Here is an 11,807-nt window from a genome sequence, read left to right as displayed (position 1 = left end):
CACTTTTATTGGTTTTACATGGCAAGCAACGTTCGGAACTGCAATAGGACTGCCTAAGGCGTAAATATCTCAATCAAGACAATTTTTAAGTATGTTAAAAACATTATTGACAGGATTTATTCTAGCACTTCTTCTTTTTTCACTAATTCCTATCATTGTTATATTACTATATAACAGCCTAGTGGCTAAAAAAAATCAAGTTGAGAAAGCCTTCGGTACTATAGACGTGCTTCTAAAAAAAAGAAGCGATCTGATTCCCAACCTAGTAGCAGTAGCCCAAAATTATATGCAATATGAGAAAGAAACTCTAACGGAAATTGCCAGACTGAGGTCAAGAGCAATGTCAGGGCGAGTGACTGGCAAGAATAGAATTGACCTAGAAAATCAAATATCTAAGGCACTAGGTAATATTATGGTTTCTCTGGAAGCATACCCAGAGTTGAAAGCGAACAATCACTTTATCAAGTTACAAGACTCTTTAAATGAAATTGAAGAGCAGATCTCAGCTGCCAGACGTTTCTATAATAGTGCCGTTACCGATTACAACAATGCTTTGGAAATGTTTCCCACTAGCCTGATAGCATCATATATGAATTACCACCAAAAAACAGTATTTGTAGCTACAGAGCAAGAAAGACAAAACGTAAATGTCAGTAATTTATTTAATCAGTAGAGAAAATATATTAGCTTAGAAAAAAGTTTATGCTATCTGGAGAATATCAACCTGGGCTAGAGGCGATTCAGAAAGGTCGTTACTCAACAGCTATTCAATTGTTGGAAAAATTTTGCCAAGAATGTCAAGTTGACCCTCAGGCAAACTTTAAGGAATACATTCAAGCGCAAATGGGCTTAGTGAAAGCCTATCATTGTACTGGTGAGCAGCAAAAAGCAATTGCCTTGTGTCAACAGCTAGCAGCCAGCAAGCATTCTCAGGTTAGGGCTTGGGCACAACGAATCTTGCCATCTTTATCTACACCTACTGAATCTGCTGAGTCTTCTCCTGCTGAAACACAGTTAGCCGAAACACAAACTACACCCGAACCCACGGTGGCTGAAAAAGTTTATCTGACACCAGAACAAGCAGCTGAACTACTTGCATCTGGAAGTAAAGCATTGAAATTTAAGCGCTTTGCAGATGCTGTTAATGCCCTTGAACAATATTCTCAGGGAGTGGATGCGGGGACAAAAGATTATTCTCAAGCCCAGATGTGGCTGGTGAAAGCATATAAAGGGAATGAACAGTTAGAAAATGCGATCGCACTTTGTCAGCAGTTAACAGCACACGAACAAGAAGTCACGCGGATTTGGGCACGACAATTTCTTGAAACATTATCACCGAATGCAATACCAGCTTCAGTAGGAAACCAGACAGCCACAGAATCCTCTTCTCAAGAACAACCCCACACCACCTTGGCATCTGGACAAGATATTGTCGTGGAATTCAAATTAAAAAGTTGGAATGAATTCAAAAGTTTCTGTCAAAATCAATTATTGAATGAATTAAAGGCTGTTGAAAACACCAGAAAAGAAGTTCTCAGGTCTATTAGTTTTGTAGGAATTACCTTGTTCATTATAGCTGGAGGTATAATCCATTTTTTTACTTCAAGTTTTTTAAATTTTAGCTCGCGCTACTCACCAAGACCATCTGCTTTGATTGTTTTTTTGTTTTTATTGGCACTTTTAACTTGTTGTTGGCTTTGGGTAGCATTTTATACTTCTGCAACGGAAGCCTATGCCAGTGGTTTTAGGTCGAAAATTATTGAAAGAATTTTTGATTTTATCAACACTAATAAAACTTTAAAATATTCTAGCTTTTCATCCGATTTAGACACAGAGCTTACTATGTCTGCTTTTATTCATAGTAAACTTTTCCAAACTTTATTAAAACCTAATAAAATTCAACAAAATGATTGTATTTCTGGTGTAATTGGTGAAACTCATATCTTCTTTTCTGAAATTTTTGCTCAAGTAGAAGTTAGCCATGTTTGGGCGAAATATCTAAATTTTACACAACAAATAGTAACTCTTAACTCACTTCTTCCCAGATTTATTACCAGACGAATTATTTTATTCCTGCTGCCTTTATATATCATTGTTTTTCTCATCAAATTCCTGAAAGGGCTTCCTTACGTAGCCACCAGAATGATTAAAGGCAGAAAAATAGACTATAAACGTTTTGAAGAAGAGATAATCAAGAACGAATACTCCAGAAAAACAGTATTTAAAGGTTTATTTTTTAGAGCGAGGTTTAATAAAACCTTAAAAGGTAAAACAGTGGTTTTGCCACAATTATATAATTCTAATATTAATTCTCTAAACTTGAGAAAAGGACAATTGGTCAAGTTAGAAGATCCAGAATTTTCTCAGTTATTTACAGCTTATGGAGATGACCAAGTTGAAGCACGGTACATCTTGTCTACAAACCTCATGTCCAAGTTGGTTAAGTTTCGGAAAAAAGCACGAAGAAACATTTATGTTTCTTTTGTAGAGAACATGATATACATTGCCATTGAGTATCCAGAAGATATCTTTGAACCCAAGCTGTTCCACACTATGTTAAGCTTTGCTCCCATGGGAGAATACTTTGAAAGCATACAGTTAATGTTGGGAATTGTTGAAGACCTAAATCTTAACAGACGCATTTGGGGAAACAATTAATACCTTCTTACACTAATTCTCTATAAACTTGCACTCTTCTGATTAAATTTCTCGTCTTGGGGCTCTTAGCGTATGTGCGCTAGTATGCACGCTTCGCTATGGCGGTCTGTCCGGATTGCCAGTTTTTAAATTTCTCTCAGTAGTAGGTAGGGCTAAAGCCCACCACCCCTCCCACTAAGAATTTGCAAGATGTCAATAGCTGGACTCTTGGCTAAAGGTCATAAAGCGGCTTTCATCCCGGCATAAATGCACTGGGCTTTCAGCCGCCTTTCTAGTAAACCAATGGTTTACTTCAGCAAAGGAGAACTCCAAAGTCTTCCTTAGCCCAGGCGATCGATGCCAACGTGTTTGTCAAAAGCATACCAATTGCTAGAAAAGCCCTTGATATCAAGGTCTTGAAGAGAAAATCTGACATGATTCTTCACAATAGGAAATCTTACAGCACCATTTGCATCGGGTCTGCTGGTAGCTAAAACCAGTTCTGTGCCTGCAGGAATTGTCTGCTTGAACTCATCTCTGAGAACAGATGAGTCAACTGGTTCGCGTTTAAACACGGTGTCTGTGTTAGCGACAATTTTCAAAAAGCTTCTTTGGTTCCCAACAGAGTCGCGGTCGACAAAAATTTTTACTTCATTATTGTTTTGTTGTTCGGCGGCAATATCATCTACATTTCTGATAGGGAAAACTTCATCGGAAAATATATCAACATCTGGTGCGAAAGCATACCAGCTACTAAAGCCTTTTAATTGAAGGTTTTTGAGTGTTATTCTGTGGTGGTCTTGGGTAATCAGGAATGTGTAGGACTGAAGAACCAGTACAGTAAAAGCTGGAATGTTCACACGTTTAAAGCTTGGCAGTCGGCTAGATTGAATGGGCTCTTGCTTCAGGACTGTATCTTGGAAAAAGACGATTCGGGTTGCGAATACCATAGATTTTACCTGTGTTCTAGAAAAAACCGGATAATTTATCCTGGAACTGATACTGGCACAAATTCTGAATCAAAACCAAATCTATAATAAAAGGCGGATCTTCACCGCCCACGAAAGAAGTATACTTAATATAGTAAAAATGGCTAAAGATCCCAGTTCAGCACGTTACCTCTGTACGTCTCATTTCACGTGATTCTTGCCGAATCAAACCAGCCATAGCAGCTTCCTGTAGGCTTATAAAAGCGTTTAAATCTTCTAAATCATACTTTGTTCTCAGCAGTTGCCGTAATTGTTCTTCTGCGGCAACGCTAAGAAAACCAGTTATCATAGCTTGTCTCACAACATCACGAATCATTACCATACACATACCAATGTAGTTTAAGTACAACCATGTCTGAAGCCGATGCGTTGCTCTATGTTATGTCTCGGGTCACACGGGTTGTTTTACGCAAATTTTAACGAAGCTTTACAAAAATTGCATTAAAATTTATCGTGTTCTAGGTAATTTAATGTAAAGCTTAGATACCATTTGGTTATTTGATAAGAAAAGCCTATGAAAATTTCAAATCCAAAATAGTATAACTTAGCCCATGTGGAATCTAAAAAAACCACGTTTTTGTACCCTGGGGAAACAGGCTTTCCTTGTGCAGCCTAAGACCTGTAGCCTTTAGGCTTGGAGAAAGATATTAGCCCCAACTAGGGGCGCACCAAGAGAGGAACTTGAATGTCAATACTTTTCGCTCTTGTTTGAGCTTTTAGCTGGGAATTTATGTCTCGGTCTATCTCCTATACCTTGAAAATATCCAAAAACCTTATTTGACTATTTGTTGCTTAAAAAAATCTGTAAATTGAAATATTCTTTTTCTTGTCTTTTGAAAGAAACTCACTCTTGCTCTGGGCTCATTATCAACATAAGTAGGTAGAGAATCTGCTAATTGCTCAATCAAAGCTGCTAACAGTAAAACGCTTTCTTCATTGTTAATACTGGGATCGATATGTTGTTTAACAGCTAATCTATACTTGTTAAATGCATTCATTAATACTCCGTAATTCTCAGGGGATTGAAATAGAGAAGGTTGTTGCCCTTTGGTAAATTCTTCTAACTTATCATTCGCTACCGCGACATACGTATCCCTATGCGATTGCTTGTTCATATCTTAAAATTTTTCCATCCTCCAAAAAATACCCTTCTTTAAAAATGTAAGACAACTTAACACAAGGTTAATTTATCTTCCCTGATTTTACTATTTTTGTTTTGACAAAACTAATACCACCTAAAAAATATTTACCACTTATAAGAAAGATGATCAAGTTCTTTCCTAAACTTTTCTTCGGGTTGACTATTCGTGTTCATTTATTGCTCCATAGAGCAACATCTATCCAGTTGTTGATAACAACAACTTAGCTTTATGCAAGTTCTACTCTTTCTTTACAAAAAGTTCATATTGATTTCATGATTTCTACAAGTTGACCTCCTAAATTTCACCACAAGAAAAAGCTATGTGCGTAGATTCTACAAGTAAAAACCCTGCCTGACAATTGTAAATTGAACAGTGCAGAGTTTGATGGTGATTGTTGTTGCAGCATACAGTTACTCTTCAATTGAAGAACAAGGTCATTACGCAAAATCCTGGCAACTTTGATAAAACTTTACAAATCCTATCTAAAAAACTCTAATTTTTGGCAAAATACAAAGACCACTTAACAGTGGTGGGAAAATTCAGTAAGGCAGGATACATAAAGTGAACGAGTTTTGGTTATTCTCTAAAATTAGTTAAGTGTAAAGCCCTTCACATCCTCACAAAGGTGAATAAACTTCACTCAATACTTGTAGCTTCAAGGGCGATCGCTCCTCGAAATCCAACCTTAGGTAGAGAAGCATCAACTTAGGGTAATAGAATATTAGATATCATGTGTGTTACATCTGGCTTAAGCAGATGCCATCTCCCAACCAAACCATCATGTTTAAAAGGACAGCGGTGCTTCGACAACAATCGCTGCCAACACTGAAACAAATTCAAGCAGTGCCAGACGAACTGGGCAATTTGCCAGAAGCAACCTTCGGGGAACGCAGCAAACACCTCCTTACCAGATGTTTTCCAAAAGCGGAGTAAAGGGTGTGACTCACAGACAGAAGGCAACTGCAGAAGAAAATATCTTTATCGGCGGTGGGGAAATGGGAGCACTGATGCGAAGGCTCAACTGGTCCCAGACGCTTTTAGGACCAGTATCGTCATGGCCACAGAGCTTGAAAACTGCTGTTAGTATTATTCTCAACTCCCGGTACCCCATGTTTATTTGGTGGGGACGCGACTATGCCACCCTTGATAACGATGCCTACCAACCAATTCTCGGTGCAAGCAAGCACCCCCAATTTTTAGGGAAGTCAGCCAAAGACTGTTGGTCGGAGATTTGGGATGTTGTGGGATCGCTTGCTGATAGTGTTCTTACCACGGGTCAACCCACCTGGTCTGAGAATTTGCTGCTGCTCATGAACCGCTACGGCTACCTGGAAGAGACCTACTTCACCTTCTCCTACAGCCCGGTGCGAGACGAAAGCGGTGGAATCGGCGGAGTCTTCTGTGCTGTAACTGAAACAACTGAGCGGATCGTGGGAGAGCGTCGGTTGCGAACACTAAGGGAACTTGCCAGCAACACAGCAGAGGCAAAGACGGTAAAGGAAGCGTGTCACATAGCGATTGAAACCCTATCTCACAACCCTGCGTGTATTCCCTTTTCCTTACTGTACCTAATAGAGGCTGACGGAAAACAAGCTCGTCTGGTAGGAACGACGGGTATTGAAGAAGGGACACTCGCCAGTCAACAGCTGATAGATTTGACTCAAGAGACGGACGACTGGCATCTGGCACGGGTGTGCCATACAGGACAAGCTGAGGTGTTGGATGATTTAACTACGAGGGTAGGAGCACTATCGGGAGGAATGTGGAAGGAACCGCCAAATACCGCCTTAGTCATGCCTATTGCTCAATCGGGACACAAGCAGCAGTTATCTGCATTATTGGTCGTTGGAATTAGCCCAGTGCGTGCATTGGATGACGACTACCGAGGTTTCTTGGATTTAGTTGCCAGTAATGTTGCAACCGCGATCGCTAATGCTGATGCTTACGAAGCAGAACGCAAACGAGCAGAGGCACTCGCAGAACTAGATCGGGCGAAAACTCACTTTTTCAGTAACATCAGCCATGAGTTTCGCACCCCCCTGACTCTCATGCTCAGCCCTCTTGAGGACATATTAACCAATCCCTCAAAGGATCTTCCCAGGCATGAGGGCGAGCAATTGGAAATGGTGCAACGTAACGGCTTGCGCTTGCTAAAGCTAGTTAATACCCTGCTAGATTTCTCCCGCATTGAAGCAGGGTGGGTAGAGGCGGTTTACGAACCAACCGAGTTAGGGTGCTTGACGGCAGAGCTAACCAGTGTGTTTCGCTCCGCAATTGAACAAGCAGGGCTGAAGCTTTTGGTCAACTGTCCACCTTTACCAGAACCCGTGTACGTAGACCGCGAGATGTGGGAAAAGATTGTGCTTAACCTGCTCTCCAATGCCTTTAAGTTCACCAATGAAGGAGAAATTGAAGTCACGCTGTGCGATCGCGGGGATCGTATTGACTTAGCGGTACGGGACACAGGCATAGGCATCCCTGACAGTGAGCTACCTCATGTGTTCGAGCGGTTCCATCGCGTCAAAGGAGCGCGGGGACGCACCCATGAAGGTTCGGGCATTGGGCTATCCTTAGTTCAGGAGTTGGTAAAGCTGCACGGTGGCACGATCCAAGTGAGCAGCATTGTGAATGAGGGAACTTGCTTCACAGTCTCAATTCCCACTGGCGCTGCCCATTTGCCGAGCGATCGCCTTCGGTGGGGGGAAGCCCAACGCACTGACGCAGCCCGAACCCTCGCATCTACAGCACTAGGTGTTGCCCCGTTTGTAGAAGAAGCGTTACGCTGGCTTCCTGAAGAAGAGAACAGGGGAGCATCTACCATGTCCCCCTTGTCCTCCCCTGCCCGGATTCTCCTTGCTGACGACAATGCGGATATGCGAGACTACGTGAAGCGGCTTTTGTGCCAACACCATCACGTAGAAACTGTAGCAAATGGTACTGATGCGTTAGCCGCTGCTCGTGCCCTCCTTCCAGACCTGATTTTAACTGATGTTATGATGCCAGGGCTTGATGGCTTTGAGTTGCTTCGGGAGTTAAGGGCAGATCCACGCACCAAAACAACCCCTATCATTCTGCTTTCTGCCCGTGCTGGGGAAGAATCCCGCATTGAAGGTTTGGAAGCAGGGGCAGATGACTACTTAATTAAGCCCTTTTCTGCTCGTGAACTATTGGCGCGTGTCAATGCTAAGTTAGAGATGGCTCGATTGCATCAGGAAGTCACACGGCGGGAGCAGGAATTACGTGCTGTGAGCGAAGCGGCACAACGTGCGGCAGAGACAGCCCGCGACCAAATTAGCAACATTCTTGAAAGTATCACTGATGCTTTTGTAGCTTTCGACCGCGAGTGGCGGTACGTTTATGTCAATCAGCAAGCAACGAAACTTTTACACAAAACCCGTGAAGAGTTGCTTGGCAAGCAGGTGTGGGAGGAGGTATATCCAGAGATAGTTGACACTCCAGAATACCATGAGTTGCACCGTGCTGTAACGGAACAGGTTGCTGTTGTCTTTGAACATTTCGACCAATTAATAGGTAAATGGCTTGAGATCCATGCCTACCCTTCCCCAGATGGTCTTGCTGTTTATTTTCGGGATATTAGCGAACGGCAAACCGCGCTGAGAGAACGGGAATGGGCAAAGGAGGCGCTCAAAGAACAGGAGAATAAATACCGCCATATCTTTGAAGGTGCAGGTGTGGCAATTTGGGAAGAAGACTTTTCTGTTGTCCTAGCAGCGCTTACGGATTTAAAAGCGCAAGGAGTCCGGGATTTTCGCACCTTTTTTGCTGACAATCCGGGCTTTGTTCAACAAGCAGTCGGCATGGTGAGAGTTACCAACGTAAATGATGCGGCTGTGCGGATGTTTGATGCTCGAGACTTGAGGGGGCGACAAGGAAGGTGAAACAAAGACAGGAAAAAGGTTTCACGTGATAGACCCCCTGAAAAAATGGAGGGAAAAACCGTATTTATTGAGAAGAAATCGTGAGGTTATTAGACAGCTATGCCGGAGGGACAGTTTAATGGTAGAAAAGAATGGTCTCGTCAAAACAACAAGACCAGAACAATAAATGCTACCACCATTCTATCAAACAATCCTGGAAAAATACCTGAGCGATAGACAGTTAATAACTCTAAAAATGTTGGTGTGGGTACTCCAAAATCAGAAGGAAGTCAGAATAGAAAGATTAGCCGCTAACTTGCCTTTACCAATACAAGAAAATAGCCGTCGTCGTCATATACAAAGATTTTTAAAATCAAATAAGTTGAGTGTAGTGCTATTATGGTTTCCAATTATTGAAGAAATTTTAGCTCGCTTATTTAAACCGCAGTCACAATTAATTATCGCCCTAGATAGAACCCAGTGGAAAGATAATAATATTTTGATGGCAAGTGTAATTTATCAAAAAAGGGCATTCCCAATATACTGGTGTGTTCTTGATAAAAAAGGTTGCAGTAACTTGTCTGAACAACAGAAAGTATTACGCCCGGTCATCAAGTTATTGAAACAATATCAATTAGTCATCGTTGGGGATAGAGAATTTCACGGTATTGAATTAGCCGATTGGTTAGCCCGACAGGGGTTGAAGTTTGTGTTCAGACAAAAAAAGGACACCACATTTCGAGAGAAAAGACAAAAATTTCAGCCCCTCAGTACAATTCCAATTTATCCTGGAGAACACAGATTTTATCATCAGGTCAATCTTACCCAAAACAAGGGTTTTGGTCGTTATAATTTAGCAGTCTATTGGAAACGAAAGTATCGTGGTAAGCAAGAATCAGAACCTTGGTATTTATCAAACAATCTGTCAGACATCTCAACGACAGTGAAAATCTATCATCAACGTTTTGGGATTGAAGCTATGTTTAAAGACTGTAAAACTGGGGGTTATAATTTAGAAGGCTCTCAAGCGAATCCTGATAGACTGGTCCGCTTAATTTTTTTGATAGCTTTGGCAATGACTTCTGCATGGTTACAAGGTCAAAAAACTCAATTCTCCAGACAAAAATCTTATGTTTGTCGTCCTTGTGAACAGAAAAGAAGCAGAAGAAGACATAGCGCTTTTTGGATAGGTTTATATGGTTCTAGTTGGATAGTTTCTCTCAAGGAGTGCCAAGAATTAGTTCTTTTAATGATGGCGCTCGTTCGCAATAAGCTGCCATTTTATCAGAAGGGTCTGAGGGCTATGATGCTTATACAGCAACCTTTTTAACTTCTTTGTCGCCCCCTCAAGCTCGAGACAAAAATGAACTCTTGGCTTCACTTGACCAAGTCTTTCTACCGAAAACCCTAGAGGTTTTTGTCGAAGAACTCGTGGCGCTTGCAAACGGAGAAACTTACTTTGAATCGGAAACAATTCTGAAAACTCTTAAAGGACAGCGTCTCAACATCCTGTTTACGATTACATTTCCGCCCCCAACTGCAAAATTTCATAATGTGTTGGTGAGCATAATGAATATTACGGCTCGCAAGGAAGCAGAAGCAGCAGTTCAAGCCAGTGAAGAGCGCTTTCAAGCTTTTATGAACAACAGCCCTACTGCTTCTTGGATTACGGATGCAGATGGGCGTGTACTTTACCTCAGTCAAACTTATCTTCGCACATTTCAGCTACCAACACAAGATGCGATCGGTAAAAGCATCTTCGAGCTATACCCGAATGAAATCGCCCAGCAATTCCTTAATAATATCAAAACGGTTGCCCAAACACATCAAGTGGTTGAAGCAATTGAAACTGCCCCACGCACAGACGGCACCCTGGGCGAGTTTTTAGTGTATAAGTTTCCAATTGCAGATGTCTCCGGGCAATGCCTGGTAGGAGGAGTTGCCATTGATATCACCGAACGGGAACGGGCACTTCGCGAACTCCAGCGTGCAGAACAAGCTTTGCAGCGACAGACAGAGCAATTGGTTCAAGTTAACCGCATCAAAGATGAATTTTTAGCAGTCCTCTCCCACGAACTTCGCACACCCCTCAACCCCATTCTAGGATGGTCGAAGTTACTGCGAACTAAAAAGCACGATGAAGCAACCACTGCTCGCGCTTTAGAAACCATTGAACGCAATGCCAAACTTCAGACGGAGTTAATCGAAGATTTGCTGGATATCTCGCGCATCCTGCAAGGTAAACTCAGCCTAAATATAAGTGCAGTTGATTTGGTGTCTACGATCGCAGCCGCAATAGAAACTGTAAGATTAGCTGCCCAATCGAAATCAATTCAGCTTCAAACCGTGTTTGAGGCGAACATGGGACAGGTTTCAGGGGATGCAAGTCGTTTACAGCAAGTTATTTGGAATTTGCTTTCCAACGCTATTAAGTTTACACCCCAAGGTGGTCGGGTAGAAGTTCGTTTAAAGTCCCTTGGTTGTGAAGCCCAACTTCAGGTGTGCGATACAGGGCAAGGAATTGCGCCTGAGTTTCTACCCTACGTGTTTGACTACTTCCGACAAGCTGACGGTACAACGACCAGGAAATTTGGTGGGCTGGGGTTAGGGTTAGCCATTGTCCGCCATATTGTAGAATTACACGGTGGCAGGGTGAAAGCTGAAAGTTTGGGAGAAGGACAGGGAGCAACTTTTACAGTTATGCTGCCGGTGATAAAGACTCAGGGACATAGCAATGTGAGCGATGGACAAGCGGATGAACCTTCCGATCTCAATGGAGTGAAAGTTCTGGTTGTAGATGATGAGGTTGATACGCGAGAATTGATTGCTTTTATTTTAGAGCAGTCTGGGGCAGAAGTGACACAGGTGGCTTCCGCAACTCAAGCACTACAAGCGATAACCGAATTTCAGCCAAATGTGTTGGTAAGCGACATTGGAATGCCAGAAGTAGACGGGTATATGCTAATACGTCAAATCAGAGCAATGCCTCCAGAACTTGGAGGGAAAATTCCCGCGATCGCTCTCACTGCTTACGCAGGTGAAATGGATTCCCAACAGGCAATTGCCGCCGGATTTCAGCAACATATTGCCAAGCCAGTAGAGCCCGCCACCTTAGTTGCAGCTGTTGTCAACCTTGCTGGAAGTTGCCGCAATGTCTAGAG

Annotated in this window: 9 protein-coding genes; 6 read left to right on the top strand and 3 right to left on the bottom strand. The window is 42.3% G+C overall.

Going from position 1 to position 11,807, the window contains the following annotated elements; translation table 11 throughout:
* The first annotated feature begins 91 nt into the window (after positions 1-91).
* Both ACYRY3_RS40360 and ACYRY3_RS40355 read left to right on the top strand, forming a co-directional pair.
* Positions 92-673, top strand: a complete 582-nt coding sequence (locus ACYRY3_RS40360) for a LemA family protein (RefSeq protein WP_460207453.1) — start codon at positions 92-94, stop codon at positions 671-673.
* Between the two features lie 29 nt (positions 674-702).
* Positions 703-2,658, top strand: a complete 1,956-nt coding sequence (locus tag ACYRY3_RS40355) for a DUF3137 domain-containing protein (protein WP_460207452.1) — start codon at positions 703-705, stop codon at positions 2,656-2,658.
* 320 nt (positions 2,659-2,978) lie between these two features.
* Here ACYRY3_RS40355 and ACYRY3_RS40350 read toward each other — a convergent pair whose 3' ends face one another.
* The 3 genes from ACYRY3_RS40350 to ACYRY3_RS40340 all read right to left on the bottom strand — a co-directional run bounded on the left by ACYRY3_RS40350 (position 2,979) and on the right by ACYRY3_RS40340 (position 4,741).
* A complete protein-coding gene (locus ACYRY3_RS40350; RefSeq protein ID WP_460207451.1) occupies positions 2,979-3,587 on the bottom strand; it encodes a hypothetical protein in 609 nt (202 codons plus the stop codon).
* Between the two features lie 157 nt (positions 3,588-3,744).
* On the bottom strand, positions 3,745-3,948 hold the full coding sequence (locus ACYRY3_RS40345) for a hypothetical protein (RefSeq protein ID WP_460207450.1): 204 nt from the start codon (positions 3,946-3,948) through the stop codon (positions 3,745-3,747).
* 451 nt (positions 3,949-4,399) lie between these two features.
* Complete coding sequence (locus ACYRY3_RS40340) at positions 4,400-4,741, bottom strand: hypothetical protein (protein ID WP_460207449.1); 342 nt, start codon at positions 4,739-4,741, stop codon at positions 4,400-4,402.
* Positions 4,742-5,548: 807 nt separating this feature from the next.
* On the opposite strand from ACYRY3_RS40340, the gene ACYRY3_RS40335 reads away from it, so the two are divergent.
* The 4 genes from ACYRY3_RS40335 to ACYRY3_RS40320 all read left to right on the top strand — a co-directional run bounded on the left by ACYRY3_RS40335 (position 5,549) and on the right by ACYRY3_RS40320 (position 11,805).
* A complete protein-coding gene (locus tag ACYRY3_RS40335; protein ID WP_460207448.1) occupies positions 5,549-5,701 on the top strand; it encodes a hypothetical protein in 153 nt (50 codons plus the stop codon).
* A gap of 5 nt (positions 5,702-5,706) precedes the next feature.
* Positions 5,707-8,667 (top strand): ATP-binding protein, encoded by a 2,961-nt coding sequence (locus tag ACYRY3_RS40330; RefSeq protein ID WP_460207447.1) that lies wholly within the window; start codon positions 5,707-5,709, stop codon positions 8,665-8,667.
* A gap of 166 nt (positions 8,668-8,833) precedes the next feature.
* The gene (locus ACYRY3_RS40325; RefSeq protein ID WP_460207446.1) at positions 8,834-9,976 is read left to right on the top strand and encodes an IS4 family transposase; all 1,143 of its coding nucleotides are present in this window, start codon (positions 8,834-8,836) and stop codon (positions 9,974-9,976) included.
* 41 nt (positions 9,977-10,017) lie between these two features.
* Positions 10,018-11,805 (top strand): hybrid sensor histidine kinase/response regulator, encoded by a 1,788-nt coding sequence (locus ACYRY3_RS40320; protein WP_460207445.1) that lies wholly within the window; start codon positions 10,018-10,020, stop codon positions 11,803-11,805.
* The last annotated feature ends 2 nt before the right edge of the window (positions 11,806-11,807 follow it).

It is taken from the genome of Scytonema sp. NUACC21 (assembly GCF_054684315.1).
This window is presented reverse-complemented; position numbering and strand designations above follow the sequence as displayed.

What these genes read in the sequence shown, in the direction of transcription:
- ACYRY3_RS40360 (WP_460207453.1), top strand. Translation starts at nt 92, where the DNA reads ATGTTAAAAACATTATTGACAGGATTTATTCTAGCACTTCTTCTTTTT.
- ACYRY3_RS40355 (WP_460207452.1), top strand. Translation starts at nt 703, where the DNA reads ATGCTATCTGGAGAATATCAACCTGGGCTAGAGGCGATTCAGAAAGGT.
- ACYRY3_RS40350 (WP_460207451.1), bottom strand. Translation starts at nt 3,587, where the DNA reads ATGGTATTCGCAACCCGAATCGTCTTTTTCCAAGATACAGTCCTGAAG.
- ACYRY3_RS40345 (WP_460207450.1), bottom strand. Translation starts at nt 3,948, where the DNA reads ATGGTAATGATTCGTGATGTTGTGAGACAAGCTATGATAACTGGTTTT.
- ACYRY3_RS40340 (WP_460207449.1), bottom strand. Translation starts at nt 4,741, where the DNA reads ATGAACAAGCAATCGCATAGGGATACGTATGTCGCGGTAGCGAATGAT.
- ACYRY3_RS40335 (WP_460207448.1), top strand. Translation starts at nt 5,549, where the DNA reads ATGTTTAAAAGGACAGCGGTGCTTCGACAACAATCGCTGCCAACACTG.
- ACYRY3_RS40325 (WP_460207446.1), top strand. Translation starts at nt 8,834, where the DNA reads ATGCTACCACCATTCTATCAAACAATCCTGGAAAAATACCTGAGCGAT.